Source organism: Enterobacter sp. BIDMC92, from assembly GCF_001030225.1.
Classification (GTDB): Bacteria; Pseudomonadota; Gammaproteobacteria; order Enterobacterales; family Enterobacteriaceae; genus Enterobacter; species Enterobacter sichuanensis.
The window spans coordinates 1,491,128-1,509,417 of record NZ_KQ087598.1 but is presented as its reverse complement, the minus strand read 5'-3'; the positions used below and the strand labels follow the sequence as shown (position 1 = coordinate 1,509,417).

11 protein-coding genes and 2 pseudogenes are annotated in these 18,290 nt (G+C 59.6%); 8 read left to right on the top strand and 5 right to left on the bottom strand.

Features of this window, described 5'->3' with window-relative positions:
- Positions 1–2: 2 nt before the first annotated feature.
- From gsiB to iaaA, 3 genes and pseudogenes are all read right to left on the bottom strand, one after another.
- Positions 3–1,541, bottom strand: coding sequence for a glutathione ABC transporter substrate-binding protein GsiB (gene gsiB, locus SP99_RS06865; RefSeq protein WP_025756101.1), 1,539 nt, complete (start codon positions 1,539–1,541; stop codon positions 3–5).
- A gap of 23 nt (positions 1,542–1,564) precedes the next feature.
- Positions 1,565–3,436, bottom strand: coding sequence for a glutathione ABC transporter ATP-binding protein GsiA (gene gsiA / locus SP99_RS06860; protein WP_047958101.1), 1,872 nt, complete (start codon positions 3,434–3,436; stop codon positions 1,565–1,567).
- Positions 3,423–4,386, bottom strand: a pseudogene (gene iaaA, locus SP99_RS06855) (beta-aspartyl-peptidase). Before iaaA ends, gsiA begins: the two are co-directional and overlap by 14 nt.
- 187 nt (positions 4,387–4,573) lie before the next feature.
- On the opposite strand from iaaA, the gene moeA reads away from it, so the two are divergent.
- Together moeA and moeB are read left to right on the top strand one after the other, a co-directional pair.
- Complete coding sequence (gene moeA / locus SP99_RS06850) at positions 4,574–5,806, top strand: molybdopterin molybdotransferase MoeA (RefSeq protein ID WP_047958099.1); 1,233 nt, start codon at positions 4,574–4,576, stop codon at positions 5,804–5,806.
- Between the two features lies 1 nt (position 5,807).
- A complete protein-coding gene (moeB, locus tag SP99_RS06845; RefSeq protein ID WP_047958098.1) occupies positions 5,808–6,560 on the top strand; it encodes a molybdopterin-synthase adenylyltransferase MoeB in 753 nt (250 codons plus the stop codon).
- A 99-nt stretch (positions 6,561–6,659) separates the two neighbouring features.
- Here moeB and fsa read toward each other — a convergent pair whose 3' ends face one another.
- Positions 6,660–7,322, bottom strand: a complete 663-nt coding sequence (gene fsa / locus SP99_RS06840; protein ID WP_047958097.1) for a fructose-6-phosphate aldolase — start codon at positions 7,320–7,322, stop codon at positions 6,660–6,662.
- A gap of 128 nt (positions 7,323–7,450) precedes the next feature.
- Between fsa and SP99_RS06835 the strand changes: the two are divergent.
- The 4 genes and pseudogenes from SP99_RS06835 to SP99_RS06820 all read left to right on the top strand — a co-directional run bounded on the left by SP99_RS06835 (position 7,451) and on the right by SP99_RS06820 (position 13,229).
- Positions 7,451–8,350: pseudogene (locus tag SP99_RS06835) on the top strand (glycyl-radical enzyme activating protein).
- 4 nt (positions 8,351–8,354) lie between these two features.
- Positions 8,355–10,787 carry a formate C-acetyltransferase/glycerol dehydratase family glycyl radical enzyme gene (locus SP99_RS06830; protein ID WP_047958096.1) on the top strand — a complete coding sequence of 811 codons (2,433 nt, stop codon included), beginning with the start codon at positions 8,355–8,357 and terminating at the stop codon, positions 10,785–10,787.
- A gap of 221 nt (positions 10,788–11,008) precedes the next feature.
- Entirely contained in the window at positions 11,009–11,824 is an 816-nt protein-coding gene (locus SP99_RS06825; RefSeq protein ID WP_025757290.1) for a Cof-type HAD-IIB family hydrolase, read from the top strand.
- A 148-nt stretch (positions 11,825–11,972) separates the two neighbouring features.
- A complete protein-coding gene (locus SP99_RS06820) occupies positions 11,973–13,229 on the top strand; it encodes a DUF1479 domain-containing protein (protein WP_047958095.1) in 1,257 nt (418 codons plus the stop codon).
- On the opposite strand, the gene SP99_RS06815 is transcribed toward SP99_RS06820, so the two are convergent.
- The gene (locus tag SP99_RS06815; RefSeq protein WP_025757288.1) at positions 13,226–14,299 is read right to left on the bottom strand and encodes a LacI family DNA-binding transcriptional regulator; all 1,074 of its coding nucleotides are present in this window, start codon (positions 14,297–14,299) and stop codon (positions 13,226–13,228) included. The two genes, SP99_RS06820 and SP99_RS06815, sit on opposite strands and share 4 nt — an antisense overlap.
- A gap of 288 nt (positions 14,300–14,587) precedes the next feature.
- Between SP99_RS06815 and SP99_RS06810 the strand changes: the two genes are divergently transcribed.
- Together SP99_RS06810 and SP99_RS06805 are read left to right on the top strand one after the other, a co-directional pair.
- Positions 14,588–15,889 (top strand): MFS transporter, encoded by a 1,302-nt coding sequence (locus SP99_RS06810; RefSeq protein WP_047958094.1) that lies wholly within the window; start codon positions 14,588–14,590, stop codon positions 15,887–15,889.
- 17 nt (positions 15,890–15,906) lie between these two features.
- Positions 15,907–18,270 carry a glycoside hydrolase family 31 protein gene (locus SP99_RS06805; RefSeq protein ID WP_047958093.1) on the top strand — a complete coding sequence of 788 codons (2,364 nt, stop codon included), beginning with the start codon at positions 15,907–15,909 and terminating at the stop codon, positions 18,268–18,270.
- The last annotated feature ends 20 nt before the right edge of the window (positions 18,271–18,290 follow it).

Below are 18,290 nucleotides of genomic sequence, written 5' to 3'. Positions count from 1 at the left end.
GTTTATTTTAAATCCGCATCGTCAAAGCTAAAGCCGGTGTCCGGCATGATGTAGAACCCGGTCAACGCTTTGTTATGGGCTGACACCAGTTTCTCCACCACCAGCGGCACCCACGGTGACTCTTTCCAGATGATATCTTGCGCGTCTTTGTAGAGGCGCGCTTTCTCTTCCGGTTTGGTGGTTTTCAGCGCATCGGCAAGGTCTTTGTCGACCTGCGGGTTACTGTAGAACGCGGTATTGAACAGGGTTGGCGGCCAGTTCTGCGAGGCAAACAACGGCGACAGCGCCCAGTCAGCTTCACCGGTCGAGGCCGACCAGCCGGTGTAGAACATCCGCACGCCGCTCTCTTTCTGCCCTTTGCCCTCCACTTCAGCCGCACGCTGTCCGGCATCCATGGCGGTGACCTGCGCCTTAATCCCCACCTGCGCCAGCTGCTGCTGGGTGAACTGCAGCACTTTCTGCGCGGTGCTGTGGTTATGCGACGACCACAGCGTGGTGCTGAACCCGTTCGGGAAGCCCGCCTCTTTCAGCAGCTCGCGCGCTTTAGCCGGATCGTACGGCCACGGCTGATAGCTCTGGGCATAGGCGATAGCAGGCGGCAGCACGCCGGTGGCCGGGGTGGCATAGCCGGCAAAAGCGACCTTAACCAGCGCCTGGCGATTAATGGCGTAGTTGATGGCCTCACGCACCTTCGGGTTATCAAACGGCTTTTGCGTCACGTTCATGCTGATGTAGCGCTGCATGATCGACGGACTGGCGACCAGCTCCAGCTTGCTGTTTTTCTGCAAAATCGCGGCCTGCTCATAGGGGATCGGGAAGGCAAACTGCGCTTCACCGGTTTGCAGCATCGCCGCGCGGGTGTTGTTGTCCACTACCGGACGCCAGGTGATGGTGTCCAGCTTCGGCAGCCCCTGCTGCCAGTAGCCGCTAAATTTTTTCACCTTCACAAAGTCGGTCTGGTTCCAGGTCACCAGTTCATACGGGCCGGTACCCACCGGATGGAAACCGATCTCTTTCCCGTATTTTTTCAGCGCGGCGGGCGAGATCATTGCCGTTGCCGGATGTGCCAGAATGTTGATAAACGCGGAGAACGGCTCTTTCAGGGTGATTTTTACCGTCGCCGGGTCAACCACCTCGGTTTTGGCGATGTTTTTATAGAGGTTATAGCGCTTGAGGCTATTTTCCGGATTGCTGGCGCGGTCGAGGTTAACCTTCACCGCCTCTGCGTTGAAATCGGTACCGTCCTGGAACTTGACCCCGGTTCTGAGTCTGATGGTATACACCAGCCCGTCATCGGAGACCGTGTAGCCCTCCGCCAGCACATTTTTCAGCTTCATCTCTTTATCCAGGCCAAAGAGTCCCTGATAAAACGATTTCGCCACCGCCTGCGACAGCGTGTCGTTGGCATCATACGGATCCAGGGTGGTGAAATTAGAGCCGACGGCAACCACCACATCTTTGGCAGCGAACGCGGGGGCAGCGGCCAGGGCTGCCGTCACGCTCGCGGCTAACAACCATTTACGCGCTACAAATGTAACCATTGTGTTCTCCTGCCTGTTGTAAGTTATAACCGCGAGAAAGCATTTGCCTGACGCGGGGGAGCGACGAAATGACCCGGACCCACTTCGCGCAGCGTGACACGTTCCACGACCTCGCCGCGTTTACGAATATTGCTCGGCATTTCATCCTGCAGCAGCACGCGCTGGCCGTGACGATGCGCCGGATCGGCGACCGGAACCGCCGCAATGAGCTTGCGGGTGTACGGATGCTGCGGGTTCTCAAACACCGCTCGTCGCGGGCCGATCTCGACGATCTGCCCCATAAACATTACCGCCACGCGATGGCTGATGCGCTCAACCACCGCCATATCGTGCGAGATAAACAGAAAAGCGATGCCCATATCCCGCTGTAAATCGAGCAATAAGTTGATGATTTGCGCCCGGATAGAGACATCCAGCGCCGAAACGGACTCATCGGCAATCACCACTTTCGGGTTCAGCGCCAGCGCGCGGGCAATGCAGATCCGCTGGCGCTGCCCGCCGGAAAACTCATGCGGGTAACGCCAGGCGTGTTCCGGCTTCAGGCCAACGCGCTCCAGCAGCCAGGCCACGCGACGCTGTGCCGCGTCGCCGTCCAGCAGGTTATGTACCCGCAGCGGCTCCATGATCGAGTACCCCACCGTGTGGCGCGGGTCGAGAGAGGCATACGGATCCTGGAAAATAAACTGAATATCCCGCCGCACCGCCTGTAGCCTGCTGTCCGGCAGGGTATCAATGCGCTCGCCGTTAAAGGTAATGCTCCCTTCCTGCGATTCCACCAGACGGAGCAACGCGCGCCCGGTGGTAGATTTACCGCAGCCGGACTCCCCCACCAGCGCCAGCGTTTCGCCCGGCCAGAGATCAAAACTGACGTTTTCCACCGCGTGCACTTCGCGCTTCACGCGATTCAACACGCCGCTGCGCAGCGGGAAACGGGTGACCAGATTACGCACCTCCAGAATGGGCTTACCCGGCACCACGGTATCCTGCTCGCGTTCCTCCTCCTCCGGCCCTGTCGCATCGAGGGAAATCAGCGGGAAGCGGCGCGGCAAATCGCGGCCGTTCATGGCACCGAGACGCGGGACCGCCGCCAGCAACGCTTTGGTATAAGGATGAACGGGCGCGTGAAAAATCTGCTCAACTGTGCCCGTTTCTACCCCGCTGCCCTTGTGCATCACCAGCACGCGATCGGCGATATCGGCGACCACGCCCATATCGTGGGTGATGAATATCACCCCCATCTCCATCTCCTGCTGCAGCACTTTGATGAGCTGCAGGATCTGCGCCTGAATCGTCACGTCCAGCGCTGTCGTCGGCTCATCGGCGATCAGCACCGCAGGACGACAGGAGAGCGCCATGGCAATCATCACCCGCTGGCGCATGCCGCCGGAAAGCTGATGCGGGTAGCGACCAAGAATGGCCTGCGCTTCCGGAATACGCACCAGCTCCAGCATCCGTCTGGCTTCACTGAGCGCCTCATCGCCACCGAGCCCCTGGTGCAGGCGGATGGACTCGGCAATTTGTTCCCCCACCGGGAACACCGGATTGAGCGAGGTCATCGGCTCCTGGAAAATCATGGCAATATCCGCCCCGCGCACGCCCTGCATCTGCGCGCTGCTCAGATCGTTTATATCAATGACCTGACGGTTACGGCGGCGCAGGAGCATTTTCTCGCTGCTGATTTGCCCGCCCGTCTGCTCCAGCAGACGCATCAGCGCCAGCGCGGTGACCGATTTACCGGAGCCGGACTCGCCAACAATCGCCAGCGTCTCGCCGCGTTTGAGCGAGAAGGATAAATTCTGTACTGCGGGGATGAACTGCCGCTCTTCCTGAAACGCAATATTCAACTGATGGACAGCCAGCACTTCGCGGTTGTCCAGCTCGTCACTGTGCGGCACGCGTTGCCCCCTTATTCACGATAGATCCCCGTGCTCGGTTCATCACCGGCATAACCCCAGGCGCGGTACATCCCTTCGCTGTTGAACGGCAGGGCCACGTTGCCCTCACGATCCACGGCAATCAGCCCGCCGATGCCGCCCAGCGCGGGCAACTTTTCCATCACCACGCGCTCGCAGGCCTCGCTCAGGCTTAGCCCGCCGTAATCCATCAGCGCGGTGATGTCATAGGCCGCGAGGGCACGAATAAAGACTTCCCCGGTGCCGGTACAGGACACCGCCGCCGTGGCGTTATTGGCATAGCAGCCGGCACCGGGCAGCGGGCTGTCGCCGACGCGTCCAGGCAGCTTGTTGGTCATCCCTCCCGTTGACGTCGCCGCCGCGAGGTTTCCGGCCTTATCGAGCGCCACCGCGCCGACCGTGCCCATTTTGGTGGTTTCATCCAGCGGCGCAGCATGGTCAAGCTGCGTCATGCCCGCCGAACGCGCTTCAAGCAGCTGCTGGTAGCGCGCCTCGGTAGAAAAGAGATCGGGCGATACCTGTTCCATCCCGTGCCCGAAGGCAAACGCCTCCGCCCCGGCACCGGTCAACAGCACATGGGGGCTCTCTTCCATCACCAGACGCGCCGCCAGCACCGGATTACGCAGGCGACTGACGCCCGCCACGGCCCCCGCTTTCAGGGTGATGCCGTCCATCACGCAGGCATCCAGCTCGTGGGTTTCGTCCCGGGTAAAGACCGAGCCGATCCCGGCATTAAATAACGGACACTCCTCCAGCAGGCGTACCGCCTCGGTGACCACGTCCAGCGCGCTTTCGCCCGCTTCCAGCATTTTCTGGCCCGTTTCCACAATGGCGTACAGCGCGTCAATGTAGCGCTTTTCATCCTCGGGACTGAGCTGTGCACGGGTGATAGCCCCGGCGCCGCCATGAATTGCGATTACCGCATTACCCATTCACATCACCCGTTAGCCTGATTTGCGGCTTTTTCTATAAATATCATTATCGTCAATGAAACTTCAGATGATTTTTGAATATAGAAAGACGCAACTGTGATGTAAAGCGTACACCTCCGGGTCATACTGTTAGTGGCACTTTTCTGCCATAATGGCCGCTTTCGTTGTTACTGTGCAGGAGCCCACCATGGATTTTACCGCCGGACTGATGTCGCTTGAGACGGCACTCACGCAGATGCTTGACCGAGTTTCCCCGCTGCAGGACGTTGAAACGCTGCCACTGGTGCGCTGTTTTGGCCGTATTGCTGCGCGCGATATTGTCTCCCCGCTTAACGTGCCAGGGTTCGATAATTCCGCGATGGACGGTTATGCGGTACGCCTGGCGGATCTCCGGACCGGTCAGGCGCTGCCGGTGGCGGGTAAAGCGTTTGCCGGACAGCCATTTAACGGTGATTGGCCTGCGGGCACCTGTGTGCGCATCATGACCGGTGCGCCGGTGCCGGCAGGCTGCGACGCCGTCGTGATGCAGGAAGAGACCGAGCAGACGGATGACGGCATACGGTTTACCGCCAGCGTCAAAGCGGGCCAGAACATTCGCCGCACTGGCGAGGATATTGCCCTTGGCGCGACGGTTTTTGCCGCCGGACAGAAGCTGACGGCGGGTGAACTGCCGGTGCTGGCCTCCCTCGGCATCGCGGAGATCGAGGTTATCCGTAAAGTGCGCGTCGCCGTATTCTCGACGGGCGACGAACTGCAGCTTCCGGGCCAGCCGCTGCAGGACGGACAGATTTACGACACCAACCGTCTGGCAGTACACCTGATGCTGGAGCAACTGGGCTGCGAGGTGATTAACCTCGGCATTATTCCTGACGATCCGGAAAAACTGCGCGCTGCGTTTATTGAGGCGGACAACACCGCCGACGTGGTCATCAGCTCCGGCGGCGTCTCCGTGGGCGAGGCGGATTACACCAAAACCATCCTTGAAGAGCTGGGTGAAATCGCCTTCTGGAAGCTGGCGATCAAGCCGGGCAAACCGTTCGCCTTTGGTAAACTGCGGCACAGCTGGTTCTGCGGCCTGCCGGGTAACCCGGTTTCGGCGGCACTCACCTTCTACCAGTTGGTGATCCCGCTGCTGGCGAAGCTCTCCGGTAACCGGGCCCACCCGCTGCCGGAACGCCTGCGCGTGCGTGCCGCGACGCGCCTGAAAAAATCACCGGGCCGTCTCGATTTCCAGCGTGGGATCCTGACGCGCAACGCGGACGGTGAGCTCGAAGTGAGCACCACCGGGCACCAAGGCTCGCACATTTTCAGCTCCTTCAGCCAGGGCAACTGCTTTATCGTCCTCGAGCGCGAGCGCGGCAACGTGGAAGCGGGCGAATGGGTTGAGGTGGAGCGCTTTAACCAGTTGTTCGGGGGCTGACATGACGGTGGAGCTGAGCGACCAGGAGATGATGCGCTACAACCGCCAGATTGTGCTGCACGGCTTTGATTTCGAGGGTCAGGAAGCGCTCAAGGCGGCCAGCGTGCTGGTCGTCGGACTTGGCGGTCTGGGCTGCGCCGCCGCCCAGTACCTCGCCGCGGCGGGTGTGGGCAGGATGACACTGCTGGACTTTGATACCGTGTCGGTGTCTAACCTGCAGCGCCAGACGCTGCACAGCGACGCAACGGTTGGCCAGCCGAAAGTAGATTCTGCCCGCGCGGCGCTGGCCCGCATTAACCCCAACGTTCAGTTCACTCTGCTTGACGCGATGCTGGATGATGACGCGCTCTCCGCGCAAATTGCCCGGCACGATCTGGTGCTCGACTGCACCGACAACGTCGCCGTCCGTAACCAGCTAAACGCAGGCTGTTTTGCCCACAAAACTCCGCTGGTCTCCGGTGCGGCGATCCGCATGGAGGGGCAAATCAGCGTCTTCACATACGCGGACGGTGAACCCTGCTACCGCTGCCTGAGCCGTCTGTTTGGCGAGAACGCGCTCACCTGTGTCGAAGCCGGCGTAATGGCGCCGTTGGTCGGCGTGATTGGGTCATTGCAGGCGATGGAAGCGATCAAGGTGCTGGCGCATTACGGTACGCCGGCGGCGGGGAAAATCGTGATGTACGACGCAATGACCTGCCAGTTCCGCGAGATGAAGCTGATGCGTAATCCGGGATGTGAGATTTGCGGAGGTTAAACCCTACTGCGGCCTGATGCCCTCACCCCGGCCCTCTCCCACAGGGAGAGGGAGAAAATCGTAGGCCGGGTAAGGCGAAGCCGCCACCCGGCAACAGCGTCAGATCGACGTCCGTCCAAACGCCCCCTGCCAGTCCTGCTCAAACTTCACAATCGCCGCGTCCACGGCCGGAGAGGTAATAAACTGCTGCGCCACGTCCAGCGGCAGCGTGATGGACTTGCAGCCTGCCAGCAGGCAATCCAGCGCCTGACGCGGGGTTTTAAAGCTCGCGGCCAGCACCTTTGACTGCGGGGCATGCAGGGTCAGCAGCTGCTGTAATTCCACCACCGTCTGGATCCCGTCCCCGCCCTGCGCGTCCACGCGGTTAACGTAAGGCGCGACATACTCAGCCCCCGCAAGCGCGGACAACATCCCTTGTGCAGCGCCGTATACCGCCGTGCCCAGCGTCGGGATCCCTTCCGCCTTCAGCATCTTGATCGCCGCCAGCCCTTCTGCGGTCACCGGCACTTTCACCACCAGATCGTTAATGATGGCGCGCAGCTTACGCGCGTCTTCCACCATCCCTTCGGCGGTGGTCGCCATCACCTGCGCGAACAGACGGCCCTTGCCGCCCAGAGCATCGTGCAGGGCTGGCAACAGCTCCTCCAGCGGCGTTTTCCCGGCCGCAACGATGCTTGGGTTAGTGGTCACGCCTGCCAGCGGGAAGATACGCGCCAGCTTTTTCACCGCCGCAACGTCAGATGTGTCGAGATAAAGTTCCATGATGTCACCCTCAAAATTAGCCTGCACTTACCCTATCACGACAAAACCTGCTCAGGAGTTGACCTGCATCAAGATAACTTTCATTCGAAAGTAATTTAATCTTCATATGCAAGATGAGAGGCAAAAACATGATCTTCAATATTCAGCGTTACTCTACCCACGACGGCCCCGGTATTCGTACCGTGGTGTTCCTGAAAGGCTGCTAGCTGGGCTGTCGCTGGTGCCAGAACCCGGAAAGCCGCTCCCGCAGCCGGGACGTGCTGTTTGATGCACGCCTGTGCCTGGACGGCTGTGACCTGTGCCAGCAGGCGGCGCCGGGCTGCATCGAACGTGCGCTGAACGGGCTGGTCATTCACCGTGAGAAGCTTGATGACGCCACGCTCAACGCCCTCACCGACTGCTGCCCGACGCAGGCGCTGACCGTCTGCGGTGAAGAGCAGCAGGTCGGGGAGATCATGGCGACCGTCCTGCGCGACAAACCCTTCTACGACCGCAGCGGCGGTGGAATTACGCTTTCCGGCGGCGAGCCGTTTATGAACCCCGATCTGGCACTTGCGCTGTTTAAAGCCAGCCACGACCAGGGCATCCACACCGCCGTTGAAAGCTGCCTGCACGTGCCGTGGCATTATATCGAGCCCTCTTTACCGTACGTCGATCTGTTCCTCACCGACCTGAAGCACGTCGATGGCGAGGTATTCAAACAATGGACGGACGGCTCAGCGAAACGGATCCTGGATAACCTGAAACGCCTGGCGGCAGCCGGGAAAAAGATGACCATTCGCGTGCCGCTGATCCCGGGCTTTAACGCCGATGAAGCGTCTGTTACCGCCATCACCAATTTCGCCGCCGACGAGCTCGGCGTCAACGATATTCATTTTCTGCCGTACCACACGCTGGGCATGAACAAATACACCCTGCTCGGCCAACCCTACTCTGCCCCTGACAAACCGCTGGATAACCCTGCCCTGCTGGACTTCGCGCAGCAGTACGCCTGCCAGAAAGGGTTAACCGCGACCTTACGAGGATAAACTCATGACCACCCTGAATCTCAACACCCTCAGCGAGCGCATTAAGGCGCACAAAATGGCCCTGGTGCATATCGTCAAGCCGCCGGTGTGTACCGAACGCGCGCAGCACTACACCGAAATGTATCAGCAGCACATGGACAAACCGATCCCGGTGCGTCGCGCCCTGGCGCTGGCGCATCACCTGGCCCGGCGCACCATCTGGATCAAACACGACGAGCTCATCATCGGTAACCAGGCAAGCGAAGTGCGCGCCGCGCCGATCTTCCCGGAATATACCGTTTCCTGGATTGAGAAAGAGATCGACGATCTGGCCGACCGTCCGGGCGCGGGCTTTGCGGTGAGCGAAGAGAACAAGCGCGTTCTGCATGCGATCTGCCCGTGGTGGCGCGGCCAGACGGTCCAGGATCGCTGCTACGGCATGTTCACCGACGAGCAGAAAGGCCTGCTGGAAACCGGCATCATCAAAGCCGAAGGCAACATGACCTCCGGCGATGCGCACCTTGCGGTTAACTTCCCGCTGCTGCTGGAGAAAGGTCTCGACGGCCTGCGCGCCAAAGTGGCCGAGCGCCGCTCGCGCATTAACCTGACGGTGCTGGAAGACCTGCACGGCGATCAGTTCCTGAAAGCAATTGATATCGTGCTGGAAGCGGTGAGCCTGCACATCAAACGCTTTGCCGACCTGGCACGTGACATGGCCGCCAGCGAAACCCGCGAAAGCCGCCGCGACGAACTGCTGGCGATGGCGGAAAACTGCGACGTGATTGCCCACGAACCGCCAAAAACCTTCTGGCAGGCGCTGCAGCTGTGCTACTTCATTCAGCTGATCCTGCAGATTGAGTCCAACGGTCACTCCGTGTCGTTTGCCCGGATGGACCAGTATCTCTATCCGTTCTACCGCCGCGACGTGGAGCTGAACCAGAGTCTCGACCGCGAGCATGCCATCGAGCTGCTGCACAGCTGCTGGCTGAAGCTGCTGGAAGTAAACAAAATCCGTTCCGGCTCGCACTCGAAAGCCTCTGCCGGTAGCCCGCTGTACCAGAACGTCACCATCGGCGGCCAGACGCTGGTCAACGGTGAGCCGATGGACGCGGTCAACCCGCTCTCCTACGCGATTCTGGAGTCCTGCGGCCGTCTGCGCTCCACCCAGCCTAACCTGAGCGTGCGCTACCACGCGGGCATGAGCAACGACTTCCTCGACGCCTGCGTGCAGGTGATCCGCTGCGGCTTCGGGATGCCGGCATTCAATAACGATGAAATCGTGATCCCGGAATTCATCAAGCTCGGCGTTGAGCGCGATGATGCTTACGACTACGCGGCGATTGGCTGCATCGAAACCGCCGTCGGCGGCAAATGGGGCTATCGCTGCACCGGCATGAGCTTTATCAACTTCGCCCGTGTGATGCTGGCGGCGCTGGAAGGCGGCCGGGACGCCACCAGCGGGAAAGTGTTCCTGCCGCAGGAGAAAGCGCTCTCTGCCGGTAACTTCGATAACTTCGACGAGGTGATGGCGGCGTGGGATACCCAGATCCGCTACTACACCCGCAAATCCATCGAGATTGAATATGTGGTGGACACCATGCTGGAAGAGAACGTCCACGATATTCTCTGCTCCGCGCTGGTGGACGACTGTATCGAACGGGCGAAGAGCATCAAGCAGGGTGGCGCGAAGTATGACTGGGTCTCCGGCCTGCAGGTGGGGATCGCCAACCTCGGCAACAGCCTGGCGGCGGTGAAGAAGCTGGTATTCGAGCAGGGCGTCATTGGTCAGCAGCAGCTGGCGGTCGCGCTGGCGGATGACTTCGACGGGCTGACCCACGAGCAACTGCGTCAGCGTCTGATCAACGGTGCGCCGAAATACGGTAACGACGACGACAGCGTGGATATGCTGCTGACGCGTGCCTACCAGACCTACATAGAAGAGCTGAAGCAGTACCACAACCCGCGTTACGGCCGCGGCCCGATTGGCGGAAACTATTACGCAGGCACCTCTTCTATTTCCGCTAACGTGCCGTTTGGCGCGGCGACGATGGCCACCCCGGACGGACGAAAAGCCCATACCCCGCTGGCGGAAGGCGCCAGCCCGGCATCCGGTACCGATCACCTTGGTCCAACGGCGGTCATTGGCTCCGTGGGCAAATTGCCGACCGAAGCGATTCTCGGCGGCGTGCTGCTAAACCAGAAGCTGAACCCGTCAACGCTGGAAAACGACAGCGACCGCCAGAAGCTGATGGTGCTGCTGCGCACCTTCTTCGAGGTGCATAAGGGCTGGCATATTCAGTACAACATTGTTTCCCGCGAAACGCTGCTGGAAGCGAAAAAACACCCTGACCAGTATCGTGACCTGGTGGTGCGCGTGGCGGGTTACTCGGCGTTCTTCACCGCCCTGTCGCCGGATGCGCAGGACGATATTATTGCGCGTACGGAGCATACGCTGTAACCGAGCTATCCCCTCTCCCTTGAGGGAGAGGGTTAGGGTGAGGGGGAATACGCGCGCTGATGCCCTCACCTCGGCCCTCTCCCACGGGGAGAGGGAGAAAACACTAAAAACGGCAACCTCGGTTGCCGTTTTGCTTTGACTTTCGAATGAAATTAAATTTGTGCTCCCCGTCACCTTGTTATTAGAATGTTTCAAAACGCAGTGACCCAGGAGCGCAATGTATGACCGTTAAAGTTATCGTCACCGATATGGACGGAACTTTTCTTGATGATGCCAAGCAGTACGATCGGGACCGCTTTCAGGCACAGTTTGAGCAGCTTAAAGCCCGCAATATTGAATTCGTTGTCGCCAGCGGCAACCAGTATTACCAGCTCATCTCCTTCTTCCCGGAGCTGAAAGAGCAGATCTCCTTCGTGGCGGAAAACGGCGCGCTGGTGTTCGATCACGGCGAGCAAATTTTCCACGGCGAGCTGACGCGCCATGAGTCGCAGATCGTCACTGGCGAGTTGCTGAAAGACAAAGGGTTGAACTTTGTGGCCTGCGGTCTCGAAAGTGCGTACGTCAGCGATAAAGCGCCGGAGGCGTTCGTGGCGCTGATGTCAAAGCACTATCACCGCTTAAAGCGCGTCAGCGATTACCATGACATTGACGACGTGCTGTTCAAGTTCTCCCTGAACCTGCCGGACAGCGATATCCCGAATCTTATCGACAAACTGCACGTGTCGCTGGACGGCATCATGAAACCGGTCACCAGCGGCTTTGGTTTTGTGGATTTGATTATCCCTGGCCTGCACAAAGCCAACGGCATCAGCCGACTGCTGAAGCGCTGGGCTATCTCCCCGCAAGAATGTGTGGGTATCGGCGACAGCGGCAACGACGCGGAAATGCTGAAGCTGGTGAAATACTCGTTTGCAATGGGCAACGCGGCCGACACTATCAAAGACATCTGCCGCTACAGTACCGACGACAATAACCACCAGGGCGCGCTGAACGTAATTCAGGCCGTGCTCGATGCCCATTCCCCGTTCGACGCCTAATCCTTCCCCGCCGGAGCCTCGCTCCGGCTCTCTCCTTCTTTTTCATCCTGTGGCACGCGTCAAGTTTTTAAACTTGCATTAACTTATTTTTAACTTAAAGTATCACTTGTAGATATTTTTACTTTCGAATGAAAGATGCGAGGCAGTTATGACCTTTACCAGTGAAACCTTACCGGCGGATCACAAAGCGGCAATCCGTCAGTTGAAACGTGAGTTACGCGCGCAGATTGGCGACGTGCAGGCGGTGTTCGACAAGCTCAGTGATAAAATCGCCACCCGCGTGGCGGAAATCAACGCCCTGAAAAACAAAGGTGAATCGGTCTGGCCGGTGATCCCGTTTGCGGATGTGAAAAATGGCACCATCACGCCCGCGCAGCGCGACGCCATCAAACGCCGGGGCTGCGCGGTGATTAAAGGTCACTTCCCGCGCGAGCAGGCCCTGGCGTGGGATCAGTCGATGCTCGACTACCTCGATCTCAACCAGTTTGACGAGGTGTATAAAGGCCCGGGCGATAACTTCTTCGGCACCCTAACGGCCTCCCGCCCGGAGATATACCCGATCTACTGGTCGCAGGCGCAAATGCAGGCGCGTCAGAGTGAAGAGATGGCGCAGGTGCAGTCGTTCCTGAACCGTTTATGGACATTCGAGAGCAACGGCAAGCAGTGGTTCGACCCGGATGTGAGCGTGATTTATCCGGATCGTATTCGCCGCCGTCCGCCGGGAACCACCTCGAAAGGGCTGGGGGCGCATACCGACTCCGGCGCGCTGGAGCGCTGGCTGCTGCCGGCCTATCAGCAGGTCTTTGCCCGCGTGTTTGACGGCAACGTCGATAAATACGACCCGTGGAACGCCGCGCACCGCACCGAAGTGGAGGAGTACACCGTGGATAACACCACCAAATGCTCCGTGTTCCGCACCTTCCAGGGCTGGACGGCGCTGTCGGACATGATCCCGGGCCAGGGGCTGCTGCACGTGGTGCCCATCCCGGAAGCCATGGCGTACATTCTGCTGCGCCCGCTGCTGGACGACGTACCGGAGGACGAGCTCTGCGGCGTCGCACCGGGGCGCGTGTTGCCGGTCTCGGAGAAGTGGCACCCGCTGCTTATCGAGGCGTTAAGCAGCATTCCAGCACTGGAGGCGGGTGATTCCGTGTGGTGGCATTGCGATGTGATCCACTCGGTTGCACCGGTTGAGAACCAGCAGGGCTGGGGTAACGTGATGTACATCCCTGCCGCGCCGATGTGCGAGAAGAACCTCGCCTATGCGAAAAAGGTCCGGGAAGCGCTGGAAACCGGCGCGTCGCCGGGTGACTTCCCGCGTGAAGATTATGAAAAGACCTGGCAGGGCCGTTTTACCGTGGCCGACCTGAATATCCACGGCAAGCGCGCGCTGGGCATGGTTTAACTGTCGTACAACCCTTCCCGCTCCACGGCGGTACGTCGTTTCCCCTGACGTATCCGCCGGACCGATTCCCGTACGGTCAGGGTGCCGTTCAGCAGCAAGGTGCCCACCGGCGCGTCCGGGCGCATCAGCCGCTGCTGGAGCATATGCACCGCTTCCGTTCCCAGCTCGTCGCGCGGAACATGCACCGCCGTTAACGGTACATCCTGAATGGCTGCCAGATTAAAGCCGTCAATGCTCATCACCGAGATGTCCTGCGGCACGCGCAACCCTTGTTTTTGCAGCGCACTGATGGTGCCCGCCGCCATAAAGTCGCCACCGACCAGAAACGCCGTCGGCAGATCGTTGCCCTGCATCTGGCTCAGCCAGTCGCTGACCATCTGTTCCGTTTCGCGCGCGCTGAAACTCGGTACCACCAGCAGATCGCGTTTGTCGTTGAACGTCAGGTTGTGGGATTGCCACGCATCGCGGATGCCGGAGAGGCGCAGTTCCATGGTGTAGCGACGCAGGCAGAGCACGTTCATCACTTCGCGGTGCCCCATCTCAAACAGATACTCCGCCGCCCGCTCGCCAATCGCCCGATGATCCGGCGCCACGGCCGGCAGGCGCATATGGCGATCGCGACAGTTAATCAGCATGCAGGGTTTACCGACATCCACCGCCAGATCGTGGATATGCGGATCGTCAATCCCGAGAAGGATGGCGGCCTGGGTGTCCGGTTCGTTCATACGTGCCAGAAAAAGCTGGGCGTCGCTGTCGTTCTCCTCCAGTGCACAGTAGCGCAGGCGTACATCGTGGGAAGCAAGGCCTTTGCTCACGCTCTGGATCACGCGGTAGTAAAAAATGTCAGACCGCTCGTCAAATGCCCGCTGCGGGGCGAACACCACCAGGCTGTTCAGCAGCAAACGCCCCGCCGCCATCCCGTCCAGCACCCCCAGCTCGCGGGCACACTCCAGCACCTTCGCCCGCGCTTTTTCGCTGGTATTGGCCTTCCCCGCCAGCACCCGCGAAACGGTGCTGATCGAGAGCTGAGTCCGGGTGGCAATTTCGGTGATTTTTAGCCTTTTGTCCATTTTGTGATCTGGCTCCATTTGCGAAATGACAAAATTTTCATAGCGTGTCTGTCAGGTCATTACTGATGCGTAAACCATCATGCCAAATGATTAAGCTCAGTTATGAGAATTTTTGCACAAAATCCACTACTGCCCACTCATTTTCTCCCTTAAGGTGAACTTGTCACACAACTTCCATACTAGTTGTATAGCAACTTAAGCATTCTAAACGGATAGAAATCAAAGCCATAAAAAACTGTGTGACACCTGAACCTCCGTCCCCTTAGCGTCCGTCTTGTGGAGAGTAAAATGAGTCAGGACATCAATAACACCGTTGCGGCAAGCAAAACCCGTCGCGTCATTAAAAACCTGCGCTGGTACGTATTGGTGCTGTTCTTACTGGGCGTCACCGTTAACTACATCACCCGAAATTCGTTAGGTATTCTCGCGCCGGAGCTGAAAGAGAGCCTCGGGATCACCACCGAGCAGTACTCCTGGATCGTCGGGGCCTTCCAGATCGCCTACACCATTTTCCAGCCCCTGTGCGGCTGGCTGATTGACGTCATCGGCCTGAAGATTGGCTTTATGATCTGCGCCGGGATCTGGGCGCTGATGTGTATTTTCCACGCGGGCGCCGGAAGCTGGCTACATCTCGCTATTCTGCGCTTCTTTATGGGGGCCTCTGAAGCGGCCGCCACGCCGGCGAATGCCAAAACGATTGGCGAATGGTTCCCGAAATCAGAGCGTCCTGTCGCCGCCGGTTGGGCGGGGGTGGGCTTCTCCATCGGTGCGATGCTGGCTCCGCCTATCATCTACTTTGCCCACGCCTCGTTCGGCTGGCAGGGAGCGTTTATGTTCACCGGCGTGCTGGCGCTGCTGTGGGTGATCCTGTGGTGGGCGTTCTACCACAACCCGGAGCAGCACCCGAACCTGAGCAAAGACGAGCTGGCGTTTATCAAACAGGATAATGAACCGCCTGCGGTGAAGCTGCCGTTCCTGACCGCGCTGAAAACCGTCTCGAAGAACAAACGTTTTTACGGTATCGCCATCCCGGCCTTTATGGCAGAGCCGGCCTGGGCGGTGCTGAGCTTCTGGGTGCCGCTGTATCTCGCCAAAGAGCACGGCATGGATCTGAAACAGATCGCGATGTTTGCCTGGCTGCCGTTCCTCGCCGCTGACCTTGGCAGCGTAGCGAGCGGCTACCTCACCCGCCTGTACACCCGTCTGTTCGGCTGCTCCCGCGTGAACTCGGTCGTGGCAAGCTCCGTGACCGGCGCGTTCCTGATGATCTCTCTGGCCATCGTGGCCATTACCCGCGACCCGTATATCACCATCGTGCTGATCTCCATCGGCGGCTTCGGGCACCAGATCATCTCCTGCATGCTGAGCGCCCTGGTCGTGGAGTCGTTTGATAAAGGTCAGATGGCGACCGTAAACGGCATGCGCGGCTCGGCGGCGTGGATCGCCAGCTTCCTGTTCTCGCTGTTAATTGGGGTGACCGCCGACAAAATCGGCTTTAACCCGCTCTTTATTGCCATGGGCTTCTTTGACCTGATTGGCGCTCTCTTCCTGGTAGCATTTATTGCTGAACGTCGCGCCAAGCGCGCCTGATAGTGGATGTATTGCATATGAAAACCCTGAAAAACTGGACCGTCGATAAGCAGTCGGCAAACCATCTGGAACTGCTGGTGGATAACCAGCACCGCCTGTGCCTGTATGTGCTGGAAGAGAACCTGTTCCGCGTGCTGTTCAAACGCAAAGGCGAACTGGCGCTCGACCGTACCTGGAGCATCGCCCCGGAGAAAGACGTACCGTGGGAAGGCCGCCGTCGCGACGATCTCAGCGGCTTCACCTGCCCGGCCTGGACGCTGACGCAGCAGGACGACACGTTAACCGTGGCGACCGAACGGCTGCGCGTGACCGTCCACCAGCCGCTGTGGCTGGAGTGGCACTACCGCAATGACGAGGGTGAGTGGCAGCCGCTGGTCAACGACCGTCCGACCAGTGCCTACCTGCTGAATGCCCACGGCGACGGGGTGGCGCACTACCTGAGCCGCCGCAAGGACGAGCGTTTTTACGGTCTGGGTGAGAAAGCGGGCGATCTGCAGCGTAACGGTAAACGCTATGAGATGCGTAACCTCGATGCGATGGGCTACAACGCCGCCAGCACCGACCCGCTGTACAAGCATATTCCGTTCACCCTTACCCGCCGCGACGACGTGAGCTACGGCCTGTTCTATGACAACCTGAGCAGCTGCTGGCTGGACCTGGGTAACGAGATCGACAACTACCACACCGCCTATCGCCGCTGGCAGGCGGAAGCGGGCGATATCGATTACTACCTCTTTACCGGCAAACGGGTACTGGACGTCACCAAAGCCTTCGTACGCCTGACCGGGAAAACGTTATTCGGGCCGAAATGGAGCCTGGGCTACAGCGGCTCAACCATGCACTACACCGACGCGCCGGATGCGCAGAATCAGCTGATGAACTTTATTCGCCTGTGCGAAGAGCACGCCATCCCGTGCGACTCGTTCCAGCTCTCCTCGGGCTATACCTCGATCAACGGCAAGCGCTACGTCTTTAACTGGAACCATGACAAAGTGCCGCAGCCGAAGGTGATGACCCAGGCGTTCCACGACGCGGGGCTGAAACTTGCGGCAAACATCAAGCCGTGCCTGCTGCAGGACCATCCGCGCTATAGCGAAGTGGCGGAGAGCGGCCTGTTCATCCGCGATTCAGAAACCGATGCCCCCGAACGTTCCAGCTTCTGGGATGACGAAGGATCGCATCTCGACTTTACCAACCCGCAGACGGTGCAGTGGTGGCAGAACGGTGTCACCACGCAGCTACTGGAGATGGGCATTGATTCCACCTGGAACGACAACAATGAATATGAAGTGTGGGATGGCGAAGCCCGCTGCCACGGCTTTGGCAAGGAGATCGCCATCAAGCATATTCGCCCGGTGATGCCGCTGCTGATGATGCGCGCCTCGCTGGAAGCGCAGCAGCGCTTTGCCCCGGAAAAGCGTCCGTATCTGATCTCCCGCTCCGGCTGTGCCGGGATGCAGCGCTACGTTCAGACATGGAGCGGGGATAACCGCACCAGCTGGGAGACCCTGCGCTATAACATCCGCATGGGGCTGGGGATGAGCCTGTCCGGGTTGTTTAACGTCGGCCACGACGTGGGCGGTTTTTCTGGGGACAAACCGGACGCCGAGCTGTTTGTCCGCTGGGTGCAGAACGGGGTGATGCACCCGCGCTTCACCATTCACTCGTGGAACGATGACCACACGGTGAACGAGCCGTGGATGTACCCGGGCGTGACCCCTGCCATTCGCGCGGCCATTGAACTGCGCTATCGCCTGCTGCCGTATCTCTACACCCTGCTCTGGCAGGCACACGCAGACGATGAACCGATGCTGCGCCCAACCTTCCTCGACCACGAGCACGACGCGCAGACTTTCGAAGAGTGTGATGACTTCCTGCTGGGCCGCGATGTGCTGGTCGCAAGCGTCGTCGAAGCCGGTCAGCGTGCACGCCGTCTCTGGCTGCCGGATAACGAAACCGGCTGGTACGATTTTTATACCCATGAGTGGTATGCGGGCGGGCAGTGGTTCGTCCTCGACGCGCCGCTGGAAAAACTGCCGCTGCTGGTGCGCGCCGGTGCCGGTCTGCCGCTCAGCGAACGTATTACGCATGTGTCTGCTGAAAAGGACGACGCCCGCGAACTGAAGCTGTTCCCGGTGAAAGGTGTCGGCGCCAGCGCTGGCCTGCTGTTTGAAGACGACGGTGAAAGCTGGGGCTACCAGAATGGCAATGCGCTGTGGGTGGAATGGGAAATGGTATGCGACGGGGCAACCATCGACCTGAAGGTCAACGCGCGCGGGGATTACCGTCCGGCGTGGAAAGCCCTGAAGGTGTCGTTACCGGCGGGGGAGAAACGCAAACTGCGGGTGAATGGGGTTGAAGGGGGCGAGTGGGTGCTCTGAACATTGCCGGGTGGCGGCTT

Excerpts from the sequence above, each read along its gene's own strand:
- SP99_RS06820 (WP_047958095.1), top strand. The coding sequence starts at position 11,973 with ATGACCTTTACCAGTGAAACCTTACCGGCGGATCACAAAGCGGCAATC.
- fsa (WP_047958097.1), bottom strand. The coding sequence starts at position 7,322 with ATGGAACTTTATCTCGACACATCTGACGTTGCGGCGGTGAAAAAGCTG.
- SP99_RS06810 (WP_047958094.1), top strand. The coding sequence starts at position 14,588 with ATGAGTCAGGACATCAATAACACCGTTGCGGCAAGCAAAACCCGTCGC.
- moeA (WP_047958099.1), top strand. The coding sequence starts at position 4,574 with ATGGATTTTACCGCCGGACTGATGTCGCTTGAGACGGCACTCACGCAG.
- gsiB (WP_025756101.1), bottom strand. The coding sequence starts at position 1,541 with ATGGTTACATTTGTAGCGCGTAAATGGTTGTTAGCCGCGAGCGTGACG.
- SP99_RS06825 (WP_025757290.1), top strand. The coding sequence starts at position 11,009 with ATGACCGTTAAAGTTATCGTCACCGATATGGACGGAACTTTTCTTGAT.
- SP99_RS06815 (WP_025757288.1), bottom strand. The coding sequence starts at position 14,299 with ATGGACAAAAGGCTAAAAATCACCGAAATTGCCACCCGGACTCAGCTC.
- moeB (WP_047958098.1), top strand. The coding sequence starts at position 5,808 with ATGACGGTGGAGCTGAGCGACCAGGAGATGATGCGCTACAACCGCCAG.
- SP99_RS06830 (WP_047958096.1), top strand. The coding sequence starts at position 8,355 with ATGACCACCCTGAATCTCAACACCCTCAGCGAGCGCATTAAGGCGCAC.
- SP99_RS06805 (WP_047958093.1), top strand. The coding sequence starts at position 15,907 with ATGAAAACCCTGAAAAACTGGACCGTCGATAAGCAGTCGGCAAACCAT.